Raw genomic sequence first — 21,885 nt, 5'->3', positions numbered from 1 at the left:
GATTTAGCTTTTCATATCTTTGTAAGATGAACAAGAAGGTGCTAGTACAAGATTTAGGTCTTAAAGACTATAAGGAAACTTGGGACTACCAAGAACAGTTATTTAAGGGAACCTTAGATTTAAAAATCCGAAATAGGAGAGAAGCTCTGGATTTAGAAACTCCTAATCACTTTTTATATGTTGAACACCCTCATGTTTATACGTTGGGTAAAAGCGGTGATATTTCCAATCTATTAGTAGATGAAAAAGTATTAGCTGCCAAAGGTGCAACTTTCTATAAAATTAATAGAGGAGGAGATATTACTTATCATGGTCCTGGGCAAATTGTAGGCTATCCCATTTTAGATTTGGACAACTTCTTTACCGATATACATAAATACCTTCGTTTTCTGGAGGAAATGGTCATTTTAACTTTAGCAGAGTACGGAATAAAATCTGAACGTTCACCAGGGGAAACAGGAGTATGGTTAGATGTTGGTACTCCGTTTGCACGTAAAATTTGTGCAATGGGCGTACGTGCTAGCCGTTGGGTGACCATGCACGGTTTTGCATTAAATGTAAATGCCGATTTAGGATACTTTGATATGATGATTCCTTGTGGTATAAAAGGAAAAGCTGTTACTTCATTAAATGTGGAATTAGGAAAAAAAGAGGTGGACTTGGTGGAAGTTAAACAAAAATTACTGAAGCATTTTCAAGTACTTTTTGAAGCTGCAATAATAGAAAAAACCGAAGCATAAGCTTCGGTTTTTTAGTGTGTATTTATATAGGTTTAAAAATTTAAATCGAAGTAATCCATTACTGCGTAGTAGTCATCGGTATTTACTCCATCGGACTTCATTTTTGAAAGTATATCCTCTTTACTTGATTTTCCAGAAGTTGTGCTGTTTGATTCTATGATCACTAATTTTAGTTCGTCCAATTGCCCGGCAGTAACTGATTTAAAATTCTCTGTGCCAACTTCATAAAAAAACATCCAATATCTATTTAGTTGTATTTCAATAGCTATATCACTATTGTCATTTAGTCCAAAAGCATATATTGACGAAGGAATAGGGGTGTAGGTATCTTCATTTTTTAAAAGATAACCAAGTATAAGGTCGTTTTCAACAACATCTTGAGTTAAAGCGGTGGCTGTAATAGCAATAGTTGCACCAGATTCAGTTGAAAGATCATAAGTGAATGTTGATACATTTGCATTGCCGTCTTCCCCGTCAGCACCATTTGTACCATCCTCACCAGCCGGACCAGTGGCTCCAGTGGCTCCAGTTTCACCTTGTGGACCTGGTATGCCAAGTGCTTCGCCATCTTCGCCAGCAGGACCTTGTTCTCCTTGAATGCCTTGCTCTCCTTGGGGTCCAATAGGACCAATATCCCCATCTTTTGAGCATGAGGTACATGCAATAGCAATAGTCATGAGTGTACATTTAATAATAGTCATTGTAGTTTTCATTTTTCTTATTTTAAGATTATTTCTTTTTAATGAAAACTAAATAGCAAAGGTTAACAATAGTGTATAAAAAAAACCGAGGTGTAAGCCTCGGTTTTTCCTTTTGATTAAACTCAAAGTTTAGTAATCTATTCCTAAGTAGTCCATTACTTCATGATAGTTAGAAAGATTTACGTTGTTGGCCTTCATAGCGCTAACGGTATGTAGATTATTCTCTCCAGATTTAAGTGTAATTGTGGAATTAGCAATTAGAACATAGCGTACGAAACCATCTACAGGATCAATAGTGTCTACAGTATCTAAATTACCCATTTCGGTAATTTTATATTCGCCAATAGCCATTTTTTGCTCCATAATAAAAGATCTGAATAAAGGTTCTGTAAACGGTATGGCATAAACTTCAGAATAACTGTCACTAAAAGAAAAATAACCCAAAACAGTATAATTATCCAATACATCTTGCGTAATTCTAGAATCGTTAATGGTAACAGTTGCTGCAGAGAAAGAATAATTATTTGGAAAATCTGCTACAAGCCAACTAGAAGATATCACATTGGCGTTGCCATCTTCACCGTCTTCACCATTCTCTCCGTCTTCACCAGCTGGTCCAGCAGGTCCGGTTTCACCCTGTTCGCCTTGTTCTCCTTGTGGGCCAGGTACACCTAGAGCTTCTCCATCTTCACCGTCTTCTCCTGCGGGACCTCGCTCACCTTGTATTCCTTGTTCACCTTGAGGTCCAATTGGACCAATGTCTCCATCTTTTGAACATGAGGTCAATATAATTGCGCATAGCAAAATTGCACACTTAATAAAATTTGTTGTTGTCTTCATTTTAAATATTTTAAGATTGTTTCCTCTTAATGAAGCAAAAGGTTAAAGGTTAACAATAAGGCATAAAAAAACCGAAGCATAAGCTTCGGTTTTTTTATTGATAGTTGTAGAAGTTGTTATTTACTATATGCTGCGAGGATTGTACTACTCATTACATCTCCGTTTTTCTTGTACGTCTCCTGTTTTACCATACCTATACCCTCGGCCAACCAAACTCTAGTTGGGTATACTTGGTTTGCCATCATCATTTTTGATTGGTTTTCGCTATAAAGCACAAAGCAATCGTAAGTTCCTGCAGTGGTAGTAATACTCTCTTTTTTCTCTACTTTTCTATTCACCATATTAACGGTCATATTCATATTAATGCCGCTCATGCCAATTTTCATGGATACATTGGCATCTCGAAGGTTTTGGCCAACGCTTAAATTGTTTGGTATTTCAATATCATTACCAGAAACTTCAATATCCATATCACCATACTGCTGCATCATTTCTGTAGGCAATAATGATTCATAATCTAAAGTAACAACATTGTCTTTGCAAGTTAGATTATAGTTGGTACTATAGATGTCTTTCCCTTTATGGTCTTTTAAATTGATATCCATAGTAGCATTTGTGGCACCTCCCCTATTATTTACATCAACAACCTTAAACGAGCTAACGTTTTCAACCTTGCCCTTTTTATTGTAATTGGTGTATTCCATAGATACACCTTCAGTCATAGGGTAAAATTTGCTACAATTGTCTTGAGCAAAAAATGAAGTAGTGCCAATTAAGAAAGATAAGAAAAGAAGAAGTTTAGTTTTCATTTTACTTGTAGTTAAGGTTCTGTTTAATAACTACTTAAATATATGGAAATCAAATTATCTATTTATCCTATTTGTGTAATTGGTATAAATGTTTGTGTATTTTTCAGTTTGATACTTTATCTTATTTTAAAGACTTTAATGCTGTTTTCTTGATCTTTAAAAACAAACTCTGCTCTTTTGTTTAGATTCATATCTGCCATATCTATGTTGGAACTGCCGAAAATCGGAAAGTTTGGTATAGATGCTCCTTGACTATCATACAAGTAAATTTTCTGATTCTGAATATCGGTAACCGAAACGTAAATTTTATCGTTCAGGTAGAAAATGATTGGTTTAGAATACACACCTAATTCAAGTTCCACTTTTTTATCGCGTATGCGTAATAAATTATCATTCATAATAACCAGTGTCCTAGAAGTGGCATCTATTCCATGGTCTTTTGCAAGGTTTAAATTACTAGATGTGGATTTTCCTTGAGAATCAATTTGATACAAGATTCCATCTTCAGATGTGAAGGTGAATTTATTTTGATAAAGTTTAATGTCATTCTCGGAAAACGAAAATTTATCTTTTACATTAACTCTTGTGTTACCTACTCTATTAGTTATTTTTAAGCGCCCATTTTCAAGCTTGAAAACAATATAATCTTTCTTCCCAATTCTAAAATGCTGTGGGGCAGCTAAAATATTAGCTTCGTCTTTGTCATATTTATAACCCTTAACAATGTCACCTTTACCGTTGTACATGAACACTTTTTTATCTTGAGTAACAACAAATCTGTAGTTTTTGGTGCCCTCGTAATCAAATACAGCCAGAGGGTTTAAATTTCCTCCAGTAAATTTTTTGGTGAACGGTTTTACTTCCTTGCCGTTTCTGTCTAAAATTAAGAATTCATTATTTGTTGTAAATGCTAATTGTAATTTGCCGTTTTTGAATAGGTCTACTTGTTGTACTTTACCCTGTATAAGTCCGTCTAGTTGTTTTTTCCATAAAATTTTCCCACTATTAGAAATAAGGTAAAGTATATTTTCTTGATCTTGGACTACAATTTCTTTTCTTCCATTGCTATGGTTGGTCACAAATTGAGGCAATGTTGCTAGATCTGTATTGAATTGAACTTCAAATGCTGAAGAGACTGAATTTTGATCTTCTTCTTTTGTTATTTTTTTAATTAAAAAATTTGTGTGAAAAAAACCGGCATCGGCAATAAATTGCGAGCCATAAACATAATCGTTTAAGTCACTTTTATTAAATGAATCTCCTAGTGTTTTAGAAACCGATTCGTTTAAAATTGAAACAGCACCTTTTAAGTTAGAAATAGAAAGTACGCTTGATGACGAAGTTAGTTTACTTTCGGCATTATTAAAAAGCATGGTTTTTTCAAAAGTATCTCCCGTTTTAATTTTTGTAATAACCGATTCTAATACGCTTTTAGATTTTGAGAAGATAAAAGTGTTTTCGATTATACTAGAATATTTAAATGAATGTTCGCCAATTAATGGGGTCAATGGTTCAAAAATTTCAAGGTTTGATTTTAACTCCCAGATTTCGTTGCCACTAAATTCATCGGTAGAAATTTTTTGTTCATTAAAGTAATCCAATAGTGTTGCCGTACCATAAGTTCTTAAGAATAATATATGCTCATTGTCATATTCGGTAATTCCAATTTCTTCAACTGTAGTCAATAAGGAGTCTAATGCTGTTTTAGCAGAATTTAAGACTGTTTTGTTTGCCGAGTATTTTTTAAAATCATCTAAACCAAATGATGTTATATAGTTTACATCGCTCGGCGCTAAATTCCATATTTTGTTCTGTATTGGTTTAGTATTCTGGAAAAAACTTAAAAACTTGTTTTCATCAGTATTCGATTCTGCAACGCCGTTTAGTAGAATTTCCGTGTCGTTTAAGGTAAGATCTAGAGTTAACCATCTTGCAAAATTCGAAATATTTTGGTCTTCATCAAAAAGCTGTTTAAGCAATGTTTCGCCATGCTCAATGTCAAGAAAAACATTCAAAATCTTTTCTTCACTAGAGACATCATAGAATCGTTTTAATGCTTCGTTGATATTAGGGTTTTCAATATTGGTTATTATGTTTTGTAGTAAAGTTTGAGAAGAGCACAAAACCCAATTGTTTTCGATATGAGAACTAAAGAAAGTGGAATCTTCAATTACGTATTTTGTAATTTTTGTATCGTTGAAAAAAATGGTCTCAATGCTTTTGCTGGTAATGCTGTCCCAATTGCGTATTAAAAGACTATCATTTGAAATATAGGTGTAATCTAAGTGTGTGCTGTCAATAGATAAGGCTAGTAAACCTTTTTTCTGGTTAGATAGATGTTGTAACGGTTTTAAGGTATTTTTTATATTGGCGAATGCCTTTTGAGTTTCTAGCGATTTTAAAATTTCGTTAGTAGAAAGTACATCTGTTAAGGTCTCAAAATCATTAATTTTAAAAACTAAGGCAGCATTATTTGGAACTAAATCTAATACGTAATTCTCCGTGGTCTTGTTATTCGTACAATTTATGCATAATAGTACTATTACTACATATAATAAGGTATGCCTCATTCAGATAAGTTTTTGCAAAGTTATACTATTTGTATAATTAGGTTTAGTTGTCGGGCAAAAGCTTAAAACTCATTCTATGATATTTAGTAGGACCATATTTTTTAATAGCCGCTCTATGCTCTTTGGTAGGGTAGCCTTTGTTTTTCTTCCAGTTATACATAGGGTATTCTTCATGAAGTTTTAACATGTAGGCATCTCGAGCCGTCTTCGCTAAAACTGAAGCTGCAGCAATACTTAAATATTTAGAGTCTCCTTTAATTATGCATGAATGTGGAATGTCTTTATATGGTTTAAATCTGTTGCCGTCAACAATTATATAATCTGGAGTTTTGGACAATGAATCTATTGCTTGGTGCATTGCTAAAATAGAAGCATTTAAGATATTGATGTCATCTATGACATTTTGTTGTATATGAGCTATACCATAACAGATACTTTTGCTCTTTAGAAGAGGCTCTAATAATTCTCTGTTTTTCTCTGATAATAGCTTTGAATCTGTTAAAATAGTGTTCTCAAATGATTCGGGAAGAATGATTGCGGCAGCAGTGACAGGTCCTGCTAAACAGCCTCTGCCAGCCTCGTCGGTACCTGTTTCGTTAATATTTTTGTAAAAATTAAGAAGCATTATGTTTTTTTTAACTTAAAATTTTGAATTTTAAATAATGATTTATTGTTAAATAATTGTCTTTTTTTCAACAAATTTCTCCTTTTGAAAAGAAAAAAATAATAATACGTGTTTTTTTAACATATAACTTTTTTGGGTTAAGATAGCTTTTGGAATACTAAGCAAATTTTTGGACTTTTGGCGCAAGCTAATTCAAAAACAAATTTTATGAAACAGAAGTTGACGTGGATGTTGACACCTTTATTGGTGCTCTTCATGACATTTTCCTTTGCACAGGAAAAAACAGTGACCGGTGTTGTAACCGATCAAAGCGGTTTGCCGTTACCGGGAGTGTCGGTTGTAGTTGTTGGAACAACAAACGGATCTCAAACAGATTTTGATGGTAACTATGCCATCAACGTAAATCAAGGTGAAAAATTAAGATTTTCTTACCTAGGTCAAAAAACAGTGACAATGAGTGTTGGTGCATCTAACACTATTAATGTACAATTAGAAGAAGATGCTGAGGCATTGGAAGAAGTTGTTGTTGTAGGGTATGGTTCTAGATCTAAAGAACTTTCTACATCTGCAATTTCTACAGTTTCTGCTGAGAAAATTGAAGCATTTGTACCTTCTACTAGTATTGATAACATTTTGCAAGGTCAAGCTGCAGGTGTTCAGGTAACTGCTGCAAACGGTAGACCAGGTAATACTGCCTTCGTTCAAATTAGAGGTGTTGGTTCAATTAATGCACAAACTACTCCTTTGTATGTTATTGATGGTGTTCCAATTCCAATTGATACGGAAAGAGATTTTAACCCAATTAGTAACTTGAACCCAAGTGATATTGAGACATTCTCAATATTGAAAGATGCGGCTACCGTTTCTAAATACGGTTCTCGTGGAGCTAATGGTGTTATTTTAATTACTACGAAAAGAGGTAAAGCTGGTGAAGCCCAAATTAAGTTTTCATCATCATATGGTTTTGGAGAAAAAATTCCAGATAATTTTGATGTTATGAATGCATCTCAAAAACTAGAGTTAGAGCGTCAATATGCTGCTTTAGGTGTTGGTGCTGCAACTAGTACTCCTGGTGCGACTTCTTCACCTGCAGAACTTGCAAGATTGATATCTTTAGATACCGACTGGCAAGAAGCACTTTTGAAAAATTCTGTGATTCAATCTAATAATCTGTCTATTTCTGGTGGAGACGAAAAGTTAACGTATTTCTTGTCTTTAGGTTATGACAAAAATTCAGGTATCATTCAGAATATTGATGGTTTCGAAAGAATTTCTACTCGTTTAAATACTAATTATCAAGCTAAAGATTGGTTGAATATAGGAGCGAATGTTTCGGTATCTCGTAGTACTACAGATTTGCCAAGAGATAGAAATAATGTACAGAATCCTATTAGTGCTATGTACACTTACAATCCTTATGAGCCTTTATTTTTGACCAATGATGATGGTTCTTTAGTAACGGATAGTCAAGGTGAAAATGTATATAATCCTACAAGACAAGGTTTTCAAGTTGCTAATGCATTGATTACTGAGCCAGAAGATACAAGGAATCTATTGTTGATAGGGAATTTAACTGCTGGAATGACTTTTAGCGATAAATTCTCAAATAATTTTAGTGTTGGTTTGATTAGTAACAGATATAATAGAACTAGCCGTTCTTTGGCTGGTGGAGTATTAAATTCTATAGTTGGTTCTGCTGCCTTTCCGGGTACTCAGACGGATGAGTTAGAAGTTGATTTTGAATATAACGTTAATAACGTGTTTACATATTCAGATACTTTTAATGGTGTTCACAATTTTTCAGCTAGTTTCCTATTGGAGTATAACGAAAACATTTCAACGGATTTGTTGGCTTCAGGTAGAGGTTTTCCTTCACCGAGTATTCCTTATTTAGATGTAGCTGCTGAAGCAACTACAGTTGGTTCTGTAGAGTCTAGAAGAATTTTATTCTCTCAAGGTTTATTTATGGACTATGACTATGATGGAAAGTATATTCTATCTGGATCAGTAAGACGTGATGGTTCTTCAAGATTCGGTCCTGATAATAAATACGGTTATTTCTATAGTGCTAGTGCGGCATGGAACATTGCTAATGAAAGCTTTATGGAAAACTCTATTTTCAATACATTGAAATTAAGAGCTTCTTACGGTACTTCTGGTAACCAAAATATTGGTGATTTCCAATATTTGAACTTATTAGATTTTGCAAATACATATAATGGTCAAACAACTGCCTTACCTGTAGGTGTAGGTAACCCACAGATTCAATGGGAGTCTCAGGCTATTTTTGATGTTGGTGTAGAATTTGGTTTGTTCAACAATAGATTAAATGGTGTTGTGGATTACTTTAAGAAAAACTCAAATGAATTACTTTTAGATCGTCCTATCTCTTATACAGTAGGTGATGAAAACAACTCTATATTCTCTAATATTGGCGAAATAGAAAACTCAGGTATTGAAGTTTCTTTAAGCGGAGATGTTATTAGAACGCAAAACTTTAAATGGACACTTGGTGGTAACATTACCTTTATTGATAATGAAGTTGTTGAGTTAGTTGATGGTGAAGATATTGTTACTGGTACATTTGGAGATAACATTTTACGTGTTGGTGAAGAAATTAATTCTTACTATGCGGTTGAATATGCTGGTGTTAACCCTGCAAACGGTGAGCCTTTATATTATGATTTAGATGGGAATGTTACTAACGAGTTTAGTGATAGTTTTCAACAATTACAAGAAGGAAAATCTCCAATAGCTGATTTTGAAGGTGGTTTTTACACTGCGTTCTCTTACAAAGGTTTTGGTCTTAGAGGTGATTTCGTTTACAAAGGCGGAAATTATATTTATAACTTTCAACGTTCTTCAGGAATTTCTATTGGGAACATAGCTAGCAGTCAAAGGGTTGAAGCTTTCAACTACTGGAAACAGCCAGGTGATACTGATGTGTTACCTAGTCCGGTATATCAAAGTAATGCAGACCAAACTTCAACAAGATTTTTGGAAAAGGGTGATTACTTAAGACTACGTACTCTTACTTTAGATTATAACATGCCTAGAGATATGATTGATGGTATTGGCTTAAATTCTCTAAGGTTCTTCGTAGCTGGACAGAATTTATTTACCATTACTGATTTTAATGGTGATCCAGAAGTTGGTTTAGGTTCAGCAGAGTCAGGTGAGCCTGGAGATACTGGTTTCGTACCTGGATCATTTAACCTATTTAGCTATCCAAATACAAGGTCTTACACTTTTGGTGTTGAAGTAGGATTTTAAAAACAAAAAAAAAGTTAGAAATGAAAAATAACATAAAATTATTAGTTCTTTTATTTTCGTTCGGGTTCTTTTTGTCCTGTGACGATGAGTTGAATGATCTGCAACCGTTTGTTGAAGGAAATCCTGAAACATTTTTTACAAGTGTATCAGCATTCCAGAACGGTGTAGATGGAGCTTACAGGCAATTGTGGAATTACTATTCTGATCCAGGTTCTGGATTGCAAGGTATTCCTGACATTCTTTCAGATAATGTTACTCTTGTAAGAACAGGTAGAACCTCAAACAGTACTTACTTTGATTATAGATATGTAGCAAGTACAGCTGGTCCAATAGATTTTTATTGGAGTGAAGCTTATGAGGCCGTAAATGTTGCCAATTTGGTGATTGCTCAAATAGACAATTTAGCCGATGGTGCTGAAAAAGATAACATCTTAGGACAAGCTTTGGCAATTAGAGCTTGGGCACATTTTGATTTGGTTAGATTTTACGGAAAAATACCTACACAATCTGCTGATGCAAATGCTTCTTTAGGAGTTGTTTATATTAAGGCCGAAGATGGTGATACAGAAGATCCTTTAGCTGAGCCAGTAAGGGAAACCGTTGCTAGTAACTACGCTGAGATTATTGGTGATTTAGAAAGAGCTGCGCAACTAATAGGTGAAGATAATGGAGAGGGCAAGCTTGACGTCAATGGTGTTTACGGATTGCTTTCAAGAGTATATCTTTATAATGGAGAATATCAGAAAGTAATTGACGCTGCTAATAAAGTTGATGTAGAATTAGCTACGGCTGAGGATCTTGAAGGTTTGTATACTGATGTAAATGAAGCAGGCTTAGTGGTAGAATTGGCAATTAATACTTCATCTGAAAGTACAGGTAATAACGTGGGTGTTTTGTATAGCCAAACTACAGCTTCTGATGTTTTGGAATATGCTTTTGATTTTGATTTCTTTAATAGTATTGATGAAGATGATTTAAGATTAGGAGTAATTTCTTATATCGGTGAAAATAGTGGTAACCAATATAATGCAATTGCCAAGTTTCTTGGAGAAACAGGTGAAGTTAATGGTCGTGTAGATATTAAGGTTTTGCGTGCTGAGGAAGTGTTATTGAATAAGGCAGAGGCTCAGTTTGAGTTAGGACTAGATGCTTTATCTACCCTTAACGAGCTTAGAGATTTAAGATATGTAGCTTATGATGGTGGTGAAGCAGGTCAAGATCTTGAGGATGCTATTCAATTTGAGAGAAGAGTTGAGTTGTCTTTCGAAGGACATAGATTCTTTGACTTAAAACGTCGTGGTGAACCTGTAATGCGTTCTACTATGGGAGATATTATTGATGGTTCTGGAACACCTCCAGATTTCCCAACTTTAGCTGCGGATAATTTCAGATTTCAAATGCCTATTCCAATTGCTGAAATCAATTCTAACCAAAATATAGTTCAGAATCCTGGCTACTAAAAATTAGATAAATTATGAAAAAATATATTTCAATAATAGCAGTACTTTTTGCTTTTGTTTCTTGTGAAGAAGAGAATATAGTATTTGATAGTGAAAATGGCCAAACATTCGCCAATTTTTCAGAGAGTTCTATTTTAGTGCCAACTCCTGCGGAAGGGGCATCAATAACTGTAGATGTGTTTGTTACTACAAAAACGGATAGTGAAAGAACTATTTCCGTGGAGGTTGATCCTTCATCTACAGCAACAGCAGATCAATATTCGATCAGCGGTTTAACTATTCCAGCAGGTGCTTTTGGATCTACACTTACTATAACCAGTAATTTTGATGCTTTACCAGAAGAGGGTAGAGCCAATCTTGTGCTTAACTTAGTAGATGTAACTGGATCTAATGATCTTGTCATAAAAGATTCACCGTTAGCGTTAGAATTTTATAGAGAATGTCCAATTACCCCTGGCGATTGGATTATTAATATGTCTGACTCTTATGGAGATGGCTGGCAGACTGATGCAGCTACTGGAGGTTCTGGTTTAACCATTACTTTAAATGACGGTACTGTATTTGAAGTTGGACTTTGTTCTCCATATGGTAGTGCTGCGGGTACTTTTTTAGGAGATGGCGAATGTACACCTAATGATGGATCAGAAGGAACTGCAACGATTACAATACCTGAGGGTACTGAATCTGTCGAGTGGTTCTTTCCAGGAGATCAGTATGGTGAAATTGGATTTGAAATTATATCGCCAAAAGGTAATGTTGCTGGAGGTTATGAAAGCGCAGATGCAGGTTTAATCACAGTTGATTATTGTAAGTAAAATTTGAACATTTTCTCTGTAACAATTGAATATTGTTTGAATTTATGATGATTTAAAAACATCATTATAATATATATGAAATCAGGCTGAAGCAATTTAGCCTGATTTTTTTATTTTCATTATAAAGTCTTACTTAGGTTTTACGACAAAATCTTTAAAATGCATTCCTAGTTATGAAACATAAAATAGTTTTTAAAGTATTAAGTATCTTTTTTTTAAGTTTTGTTATTTCTTGTTCATCAGATGATGATAGGGTAATAGAGCAAGAAGAGCTGAATGAAGAAGTTGTTGAAGAAGAAATAGTGGAAGAAGTTGAAACAGAAACTCCGGTTGAAACCGTGTATCCTTTGGAAGGAGAAACAGGTAGCGTTTTGCTGTATGATAATTCTTTGTCAAAAGAAGGATATGTTTTGTTCAACGAAGCTACTGAGGATCGGGTGTATTTAATGGAAAAAGATTCTGCAAAAATTGTTCATGAATGGCAATTAGAATTTGGTTTAGGTAATGATGTGGAGTTAATGCCAAATGGTCAGCTTTTGGCGTCATTGGGAGTAGATTCTCCAACTTTTAGTTTTGGTGGATTTGGTGGAATAATCCAAATAATAAATCCTGATAATTCAATTGATTGGGAGTTTATATTGGCAAATGAAGAACATATCATCCATCATGATGTAGAAATGTTGCCTAATGGAAATGTATTGGCCTTAGTGTGGGATCTAAGACTTCCCGATGAACTTGATGCCATAGGTTACCTTGGTGAGGAGGAAAAAGTGTATACAGAATCGATAATAGAAATAAATCCTGCTACAAATGAAATTGTTTGGAAGTGGGATTCTTGGGACCATATAGTTCAAGATGCTGATAGTTCTAAACCGCATTTTGGTGTTGTGGCAGATAACCCTGAAAAAATTAACATCAACTTTATAGATGTTTTAAGAGAAGAAACAGGTCCGGACGGTGATATTATGCATGCAAATGGATTAAGTTATGATAGTAATAAAGATTTAATTTATTTAAGTGTAAACTATTTTAGTGAGGTTTGGGTTATTGATCATAGTACAACTGCTGAGGAAGCTATAATAGATACAGGTGGTAATTTTGGTAAAGGTGGAGATTTAGTTTATCGTTTTGGAAATCCTAGGGCTTATAATAACGAGAGTGGTGAACGATTATTCTACAATAATCACTTCCCTAATGTTTTAAAAGATGGTTTGCCGGGTGCTGGTAATATTTTAGTATATGCTAATGGAAATGGCGATACTAAACAATCTGTAGTTTACGAATTTAGCTTACCGGCAGAATTGAATTTAATTCCAAATGAAAATAATGAACCAGAAACTGTATGGCAATACACTAGGGATAATCTTTATTCTGCTAGAGTTTCGGGAGCAATTCGTTTAGATAATGGCAATACATTGATAACTTCTGGTTCTATGGGTGTTATCGAAGTAACTAATGCAAAAGAAGTAGTTTGGGAGTTTGAGGGTACTGGTTTCTACTGGAGATCTTATCATTATAATCTTGATAGTCCAGCTATTTCTTTTTTAAATAATGATACTCCGTAATATTTAAAATTAACAGTAGAATGGTCGTATAATAATTTGTTATAAAACTATATATTTTAAGTTTTTAATAACAGTTTTTAAACACTTCAATTCATAATAAACAATTAAATTGTCCCAAAATCAATGCATAAAATGAATAAAATTTTAACGGTAATTTTCATTACCACTTTTGTAATCAACAACGTAAATGGACAAAACGCTTATTCGCCAGTACCTGAGGAAGGTATAGTGAATTTTGTTACTAGTAGTACCGAGATAGAACCTTCAAAAGCCAAGGGAACACCTTATTTAAATGAAGAGTTTGTACATGGTGAGGTTATTGTTGACGATAAAGTTAAAGAGGTTGGTAAGATGCGCTATAATGCCTACAGAAATGAGGTTGAAATATTAGATAATATTTCAAAAGATTCTTACTATTCGCTTTTAAAGCGTGCTTATATTAGAGTTGAGATAGATGGTAAGAATTATAGCATTTACACCTATGTTGATTCAGATGAATCAATAAAGACAAGCTATTTTACTGATTTAAATGAAGGAGCTTTAAAACTTTTATTTAAACCAGAGGCTTTATTGAAACAAGCACGGAGCCCAAGTACATCTTATGAAAAGTATGTACCACCAACATTTGTTTGGAATAGTTCTTATTATATGTTAGATGAAACGATTGCAGATGCAGAAAACCATGCGGTTAAAGTACGTCTAACGAAAAAAAGTATTTTGGACTTTACGGGAGATAGAAAAGAGGAAATGAAAGAATATGTGAAGGAAAATAAATTGAACCTTCGTCAAGAGAAAGATGTAATTAGTTTCCTTAATTATTATAACTCGCTATAAAAAAATATTTATTAAATTAAAAAAGCCAAGGGTGTAATTGCATCCTTGGCTTTTTTAATTTTGTTATTCTATTCTAAATTCAAATAATTCAGAGATAGAAGAATTGTCAAATGAGTCTTTTGTGATAACCTTCCAATAATAAGTGTTGCCTGAAGCAATAGTAGCTTCTATAGTTGATTCGATTGTTTCACCTAAAGAAACTGTAGGTGTTTCGCTAGTATCGAACAAAATTTCATAAGAGACAATATCATCATCTACATCTGATGTTGTCCATTCTAAAATTATAGTTGTACTAGAACTTGAAACTGTAGATCCCCTTTGTGGGCTAATAGCAATAGCAGGAAAAGGTGCGTAATTTTCAATTCCAGGTCCTTGATTATAAAAAGACCATGTGTCGCTGGTTGCACTAGTAGATGTACCATTTGCGAGAGAAATAACATACCATTCATAAGGCGTGCCTCTATTTATACTGATATCTTTCTCGTTAGTATTAGAAACGGCAGTTGTTACACTTCCCGTATCTAAATTCTTAAGCTTAATCTCATAGGAATCTGTATTCTCTGCAGCTGACCATTCAAATGTAACGGTACTTTTTGTTTCATCGCTAGTGCTTACAACACCTTCATTACATTCCGTATTGTCTTCTGGAAATATTAAGCTTGCCGCATCTGGATCTAGTACAACTGGTACTATGGGGTCAACAGGAGTGTCATTATCAGATCCACCACCGCAAGATATTAGTAGTAGGTTTACTAGTATTATGTAGTATGTATATTTTAATATTCTCATTTTCTTATAATTTTGTAATTAGAAAGTGTACTGCCAGATTTTATATTTAATAGATAAACTCCGGTGGCTAAACCGTCAACACTAAGCTTTATTTCGTTATTAGATGGTTTCATGTTTTTAGATAAAACACTTGTTCCATTTACGTTATAAAGTGATATGGTTATTTCAGGTGCAGCTTCTGCTCCAAGATAAATAGTTAAATCTCCTCCTTCAATTGGGTTCGGATATATAAGTAAAGCATCGCTCAGTACTACTTTTTCTGTAAATACTCCTTGGCAATCTAAACCTGTTTTAACTGAAATTAATGTAGAAGCATCTTCCAAAGGCAAAGTAATTTCTTTTTCCGTGGTAGAATACATTTTATCGTTTAAAAAGATGGTATATAATTCACCTCCAGATAGCCTAAGTGTTACCTCGTTGTTTAGTGAGTTTATCTTAGCGGATACGGATAATGCATCTGGTTCAGAAATAGTAAGTTCAAAACATGCTTGGTAATCATCTTGTCCTTCAACTGTTACACATAATTCATAATTGCCAGAGGCTAAATCTGTAAATGTATTTTCTTCGGTAAAGCTGGCGTTTGCAGAGCCATTTGAGCTTGTTAGAACTGCATTATAGTTAAAAGATGTATCTGCAGCGGTAATTGAAATACTACCATTATTACTTATGCTACAACCTTCGCCTATTGTTTGAATCTGAAAGTTAGTATTTGGCAAAGAAAATACCTCACAACCATCAATGTTTACGACTGTACCATTTGGTGTGTCATCGCATAAATCTATATCGTTTGGTACACCGTCGTTGTCACTGTCATTGTCACAAACATTACCAATACCATCTAAATCATCATCTTCTTGATTTGGGTTGGCAACCAATGGGCAATTATCATCAACATCTAAAATACCGTCATTGTCATCATCAGTGTCACAAACATCTCCAGCTCCATCATTATCGGTATCTAACTGATCGGCATTAGCAATTAATGGGCAATTATCATCAATATCTAAAATACCATCATCATCATCGTCATCATCATCTGGTAAACCATCAACGACAAAATCGTCAATAATTACACCTTCTTGAGTTACTGCAGGGTCTGATTGAAAAACAATTCTGAATAGAACATTAGTTTCACCGGTAAGGTTTTGTTCTCCATTGGTAGCATTCAAATTAAAATCATAAGCATATGCTGTCATATCAGTATTTTCACCTGTCCATTGTGCACCAGGGCAATTTTGACAATCGTCCGCTTCTTCAGAAAGTGCGTTGGTTCTATTACTATTATACCAATTTGGCTCGCTATCAATATTTCCTAAAATGTCCCAATTGCCACCTTCGTCAATAGAGTATTCCACATACAACACATCAAAGTTTAATTCTAGGTCATAAGCCATATTAAATTTCAGCACTGGAGCTATAATAGTAGTCATATCATAACAATTACTTAAAAGAATAGCTTTGGTACTGTTTGGGTGATCGCCACTTAAATTTGTACCGTAAACATTAGTACCCGATGTTGATGTATTTAATTTTGTTCCTGTTGGGATACCTTTTTGCCAAACATTTTCAGAATTACCATCATTATAGGTAATTAACGATTCTTCTTCTGTTTCAAAAGTGTTCACCGTACCACCAGAGCCAGGTTCATTCAAAAAGAACCTGTTTTGTAAAGTGTTATTATCATTATAAGTGTCATTGGCAATAGTTGCCGTTAACGCTATTGTAGAGGTGCCAAAAGTTACTGTGGTTTCTAAGGGTAATTCAATTATAGCAGTTTCATTGCTTAAAAGGTTTCCGGTCCAAGTAAAGGTTTGAGTAGGGCTTTCGTTTATGGAATATTCAATATCCACAGCTGTAATTGCATTAATACCTTGGTTTTCTACCGTCGCCGTAGGAATAAAATTGCTACACAGAACTTCATTAGATGATGGGCTTATAGAAACCAATCTAATTTCATCATCGGGAATTTGTATAGGTATACTTGATTCCCATACACCTCTACCGTAAGTGGAGGCAATAATTTTCTCTCCATCTAAATTTATTTCAATATCGCTAATCGCAACATTTGGTAAATTGGTATAGTATTCTTCCCATTCGGTTAAAGTGTCATCTAATCTGTAAACACCTAAACTAGTACCTACATATATAGGGTTATCTGTATGTCTGCCTTGATGCGCTATAGAGAAAAAAGCTTGATCTGTAGGTATGTCATAAGTTATGTTCTCAGAAGTAGTTTCTGTTTCACCAATGGTAACCTTAAATACACCTCTCTCGGCTGGTTGGTCTGTTAAAGCAAGTCCTACTCTATTAGAAGTTGTGAGGTAAATTATATTACTGTCGTTCGAGTTAATGGCCATATCTGAAATTTCAGAATCCATAACTTTTATTAAGCTGAACGTAAGCCCCCCATTTCTACTTCTGTACAGTATATTACTTTCAGCTGCGAAAATAGTTTCGGGATTTTGCGGGTCTATTTCTAAATCATCTATATTTCCTGTTCCTATAGATGAAGAAATTTTAGTCCATTCATTGTTTTCTAATTTGTAGAGTGCATCAAAACCAGCGTAAACATTGCCGTCAGAACTTATAGCTAATGGTGTAATCCAGTTTCCTTGAATTGTATTTCCATTGGCATCATTTGGTGCACCAACTACACCAACAGATTGACCGGAGTCCGAAGAAATAAATAAACTTCCACCAAACTGTACAAATCCATAAACCAAGCTACTGTTGTTTGGGTCTATTTCATAATCCATGCCGTCACCACCGGTAAAAACATTCCATTGTTCTTGATCTCTAATAAAACCAGCGTTATCTTGTAGTCCTCCAGTTATTTTCCCTGAATCATTTTTAGCTACAGAAATTCTATAGAACTGGCTAATAGAAATTCCAGCAGTGTAATCGGTAAAAGTGCTTCCCCCATTTTCAGACATATAGATTCCACCGTCGCTACCAACGTATACCTTATTATTGAAAATTTTAATGGTATGTATATCTGCATGGGTATAACCTTGGTCACTAACATTCCATCTATTTACTCTAATAAAAGTGTTACCGCCATTAGTACTTTTCCATACATTTAAACAACCTGTGTATACTTCATTAAAATTCGTAGGGGAAACTTCAATGGCTAAATCAAACCAAGCTTGATTAGATTCAAAGATATCTTGTTCACTTGCTGTTTTTGTAAAAGATTCACCACTGTCTAAAGATTTATATAGCCCTCCAAACGCAAAACTATTTCCCCCTGTTAAAGCTCTAAGTAGATATACCCCACTTGGGTTTGCTACACTTGTTCCTATAACTAACCTTCCTGAACTTCCAGGAATTCCATCTGTTATTTCAGTAAAAGTGTTTCCTCCGTCTGTAGATTTCACAAAAGTATTAGACGTAACCGCGTAAATGGTGTTCGGGTCATTAGGTTTTAATTTAAAATCTTGAATATTACCTGCTCTTTTTACTTCCCAAGTTGTACCACCATCTATGGATTTTTGAAGGCCAACACTGGTAGCTACCCAAATAGTATTAGAGTTGGTCGGGTCAATGGTAATTTCATTCATCAATAAATTAATGTTAGAAGTACTAGGGTTTAATCCAGTTTCGTTCCAACTATTTCCGCCATCAATAGATTTAAAAACACCTACACTATAAGAATCTGCGGCATCATCATCACCTGTAGCTATATATATAATTTGCGAATTATTAGGGTCAATTGCTATACCCGAAACACCAATTTGGGGAAAATCGTCAAATAAGTTTACCCACGAAGCGCCACCGTCAATTGATTTCCAAATTCCACCGGCAGGTGCGCCAACATACCAAATGTTAGCATTATTAGGGTCTACTGCAATTGCATTTACCCTTCCTTGACCAGAAAGAGCACCAGAATAGGTGTCATGGGTAAAAGGACCTATTGCATTCCAACTAGCAGTTGGGTTAAGTTCTTTGCCAATACTTTCTTGCTTGCTTTTCCATGATTCCCATAAATCATAAGAAGTAGGTAAATTTCCATTCTTATCTATATAATAACTCCAGTAATTCTCCCACCTTTTGTAAGGTTTAAATCCGCTACCTTTTTTAGAATAGTCTTTATCTCGCCAATAATCATTGAACGCATCAGAGATATCATATAAAGAATGGGTACTTTTGAAAGACTTTGAGGTTTGTTCATTTCCGTTTAGTTCTTTCATCCAAGGCGCATTTTCATTGAACTGCGCAGAAGCGGATGCAAACGCTAAGAATGCGAATGCATTAAAAAGCAATATTTTCATTAACATTTTTTTATAAAAATCAGAAAAATATTCCTTTATATAATAAAGACATCAGTTAAAATTTAATATTAATTTGGGAATCCTTTGTATTGTGGTTATTAAAGTCAATTGAATTTTCACATTTACTTAGCAACAAAAAAATTAACTTTGCAAGGGTAACAAGACTTCATGAGATATATAATTATAGTTTTATTGTGTTTAACAACTTCGATTACTTTAGGCCAAGATGTAATTGAGAAGTCAGAAAGAAAGAATGATTCACTTCCGCCGGGTAAAAAGACCAAACCAATTAGTCCAAAAGAGAAGTTGCAGAAAGATTCTATAACGTTGACAATAGAAGATTATAAAATAATTTCTTTTGAGAGAGATACTACTTTTTTAGATACTACCCTTACCATTCAAAAGGAATATAAGTATAATTACTTACGTGAAGATGATTTTGAGTTGATGTCCTTTTCTAATATAGGTCAAGCTTATAATGAATTAGGAGTAGATTTTGATAGAATAACTAGCTATCCCAGTTTAGGTGCTAAAGCAAAAGATTGCAAGTATTTGGAAAAAGAGCAAATAGATTATTATAATGTTGCAACACCAATGACAGAGCTCTTTTTTAAAACAACATTGGAAGAAGGTCAACTTTTAGATGCCAATTTAACTTTTAATACTTCCAGAAGATTAAACTTCTCTATAGGTTATACCGGTTTTAGATCATTAGGGAAATATAATGATACTGAAATAGAGTCAGGAAACTTTATCACCACAACAAATTACTTGTCTAAAAACGGTAGATATGCGTTAAGGGCCCACATAGCTGCCCAGAATATTACTTCTGAAGAAAATGGAGGTTTATCAGAAAAAGAAGATCAATTTGAATCAGGAGATCCAGATTTCATCAATAGGCCGAGAGTAGATGTTTATTTAGATGATGCAAATAATAAGATTTTAGGTAAAAGGTATTATTTGGATCAGACCTATAAATTAGTTAGAAAGCAGTTAGATTCAACTCGCTTTGAAAAAACATCTTTATCTATAGGTCATACTTTTGATTATGAGACTAAATATTATCAGTTTGTCCAGACGAGTAATAACGATTTGTTCGGTGAAGCAATTTTAAGTAGTATAGATGATAAAGCAATTTTAAAATCTTTTTATAACGAAGTAAATGCTGAGTTTTATAATAGAACCTTGGGTAAATTAACTGGGGGCGTAAATGTTTATAATTATGATTATTATTTCAATAGTCAGTTTATAGAAGCAGATGGGATAATAATACCTAGTAGATTAAATGGAACAGAGTTAGGTATTGTTGGTAAGTACACAAAGCGGATAGGGCAATTTGATTTTGATGCTGATTTGAAATATAACCTTTCAGGTCAATTGGCGGGGAACCTTTTTAATGCTTCGGCATCATATAGTATTAATAAGAATAATAAGTTGAGATTCTCATTGCACACCTCTTCAAGGATGCCAGATTTCAATTATCTATTATATCAAAGCGAATACTTAAATTATAATTGGAATAATAGTGATGTTTTTGAAAAAGAACGCACTAGTAGTTTAAAAGTGGAGCTCTTGTCAAAAACGTGGGGTAACTTAATGGTAAAGTATAGTAATTTAGATAACTATACATATTTCGCACCGGTTTCAGATGAGGAAATAGCAGATGGTTTTGATAATGCTTTTTTGCAACCGTTACAAGAAGGTAATACTGTATCTCATCTAAAGGTTAAATATGAAAAAGAATTTAAGGTAGGGATGTTTGCCTTGAATAATACGGTAATGTATCAAAACGTAACTCAAGATACCCAAGTTTTGAATGTTCCGCAATTAGTCACAAGGAATACACTGTATTTTTCTTCCGATGTATTTGAAAAAGCAATGTACCTACAAACAGGTATTACCTTTAAATACTTTACTAGTTATAATATGAATGGTTACAATCCTATTTTAGGTGAGTTTTATGTTCAGAATAAAGAAGAGCTAGGTGGGTATCCTTTATTAGATTTCTTTATTAATGCACGAATTAAACAGACAAGAATTTATTTAAAGGCAGAACATTTTAATTCTTCTTTCTCAGGGTATGATTACTATGCAGCACCAAACTACCCTTATCGAGATTTTGTAATACGCTTTGGTTTGGTGTGGAATTTCTTTTCTTAACCTTATTGCATAAGTTCTAAATCATTGATTATTGGAAAGTTATACTTGTCTGATTGATTAAGTATCTGACAGTTAGTGTTTTGTATGTATTTCTTTATTTCAGAGTTATAAAAACCTGTAAACAAAGGTGTTGTGTGTTGGTGCAAAAAACTTTGTTTATTTTGTTTTAAAAGTAGTTGTGTATTTAGAAATAGTGTGTACATTTGCACCCCGCAAACGAGGAAGATTAGTTCTGAATCGGGAGTTGGAAAAAGGTTCATGTATATGTTGATTTGATCTGGGAAAAAAGAAAAAATATTTTTTTTCGATAAAAGTTGTCAGGTTAAAAAACAGTTGTATATTTGCAGCCGCTTAGGGAAACACCTAAGGGAAACGAAGCGAAGGAATCGAGAGATTCGGTGCGGAGTGGATAGAAGTTCATTGAAATATTGTG

Annotated in this window: 14 protein-coding genes; 7 read left to right on the top strand and 7 right to left on the bottom strand. The window is 34.0% G+C overall.

The window, feature by feature from the left end:
• Positions 1 to 26: 26 nt before the first annotated feature.
• Positions 27 to 740 (top strand): lipoyl(octanoyl) transferase LipB, encoded by a 714-nt coding sequence (gene lipB, locus BM296_RS00075; protein ID WP_091900480.1) that lies wholly within the window; start codon positions 27 to 29, stop codon positions 738 to 740.
• Positions 741 to 772: 32 nt separating this feature from the next.
• Here lipB and BM296_RS00070 read toward each other — a convergent pair whose 3' ends face one another.
• The 5 genes from BM296_RS00070 to BM296_RS00050 all read right to left on the bottom strand — a co-directional run bounded on the left by BM296_RS00070 (position 773) and on the right by BM296_RS00050 (position 6,285).
• The gene (locus tag BM296_RS00070) at positions 773 to 1,453 is read right to left on the bottom strand and encodes a collagen-like triple helix repeat-containing protein (RefSeq protein WP_091900478.1); all 681 of its coding nucleotides are present in this window, start codon (positions 1,451 to 1,453) and stop codon (positions 773 to 775) included.
• Positions 1,454 to 1,570: 117 nt separating this feature from the next.
• On the bottom strand, positions 1,571 to 2,281 hold the full coding sequence (locus tag BM296_RS00065; RefSeq protein WP_091900476.1) for a collagen-like protein: 711 nt from the start codon (positions 2,279 to 2,281) through the stop codon (positions 1,571 to 1,573).
• Between the two features lie 116 nt (positions 2,282 to 2,397).
• A complete protein-coding gene (locus BM296_RS00060; protein WP_091900474.1) occupies positions 2,398 to 3,090 on the bottom strand; it encodes a TapB family protein in 693 nt (230 codons plus the stop codon).
• Between the two features lie 116 nt (positions 3,091 to 3,206).
• On the bottom strand, positions 3,207 to 5,660 hold the full coding sequence (locus BM296_RS00055; protein ID WP_091900471.1) for a hypothetical protein: 2,454 nt from the start codon (positions 5,658 to 5,660) through the stop codon (positions 3,207 to 3,209).
• Positions 5,661 to 5,703: 43 nt separating this feature from the next.
• Positions 5,704 to 6,285, bottom strand: coding sequence for a ribonuclease HII (locus BM296_RS00050; RefSeq protein WP_091900469.1), 582 nt, complete (start codon positions 6,283 to 6,285; stop codon positions 5,704 to 5,706).
• Positions 6,286 to 6,492: 207 nt separating this feature from the next.
• Here BM296_RS00050 and BM296_RS00045 point away from each other — a divergent pair, with 207 nt between their 5' ends.
• The 5 genes from BM296_RS00045 (at position 6,493) to BM296_RS00025 (ending at position 14,232) form a co-directional block, all read left to right on the top strand.
• Complete coding sequence (locus tag BM296_RS00045) at positions 6,493 to 9,558, top strand: SusC/RagA family TonB-linked outer membrane protein (protein WP_091900468.1); 3,066 nt, start codon at positions 6,493 to 6,495, stop codon at positions 9,556 to 9,558.
• A gap of 20 nt (positions 9,559 to 9,578) precedes the next feature.
• Positions 9,579 to 11,018, top strand: a complete 1,440-nt coding sequence (locus BM296_RS00040; protein WP_091900466.1) for a RagB/SusD family nutrient uptake outer membrane protein — start codon at positions 9,579 to 9,581, stop codon at positions 11,016 to 11,018.
• 14 nt (positions 11,019 to 11,032) lie between these two features.
• Positions 11,033 to 11,833, top strand: a complete 801-nt coding sequence (locus BM296_RS00035; protein WP_091900464.1) for a hypothetical protein — start codon at positions 11,033 to 11,035, stop codon at positions 11,831 to 11,833.
• 173 nt (positions 11,834 to 12,006) lie between these two features.
• Positions 12,007 to 13,398, top strand: coding sequence for an aryl-sulfate sulfotransferase (locus BM296_RS00030; RefSeq protein WP_091900462.1), 1,392 nt, complete (start codon positions 12,007 to 12,009; stop codon positions 13,396 to 13,398).
• 132 nt (positions 13,399 to 13,530) lie between these two features.
• Entirely contained in the window at positions 13,531 to 14,232 is a 702-nt protein-coding gene (locus tag BM296_RS00025) for a hypothetical protein (protein WP_091900460.1), read from the top strand.
• A 63-nt stretch (positions 14,233 to 14,295) separates the two neighbouring features.
• Here the strand turns inward: BM296_RS00025 and BM296_RS00020 are convergent, their stop codons facing one another.
• The gene (locus BM296_RS00020; protein WP_091900458.1) at positions 14,296 to 15,021 is read right to left on the bottom strand and encodes a hypothetical protein; all 726 of its coding nucleotides are present in this window, start codon (positions 15,019 to 15,021) and stop codon (positions 14,296 to 14,298) included.
• Positions 15,018 to 19,292, bottom strand: a complete 4,275-nt coding sequence (locus BM296_RS00015) for a thrombospondin type 3 repeat-containing protein (protein WP_245786945.1) — start codon at positions 19,290 to 19,292, stop codon at positions 15,018 to 15,020. Before BM296_RS00015 ends, BM296_RS00020 begins: the two co-directional genes overlap by 4 nt.
• Before the next feature lie 168 nt (positions 19,293 to 19,460).
• Between BM296_RS00015 and BM296_RS00010 the strand changes: the two genes are divergently transcribed.
• Entirely contained in the window at positions 19,461 to 21,452 is a 1,992-nt protein-coding gene (locus BM296_RS00010; protein ID WP_091900454.1) for a putative porin, read from the top strand.
• Positions 21,453 to 21,885: the final 433 nt, after the last annotated feature.

It is taken from the genome of Maribacter stanieri (assembly GCF_900112245.1).
Taxonomy (GTDB): domain Bacteria; phylum Bacteroidota; class Bacteroidia; order Flavobacteriales; family Flavobacteriaceae; genus Maribacter; species Maribacter stanieri.
The sequence above is the reverse complement of the archived record's forward strand: the minus strand, read 5'-3'. Positions and strand labels throughout refer to the sequence as shown.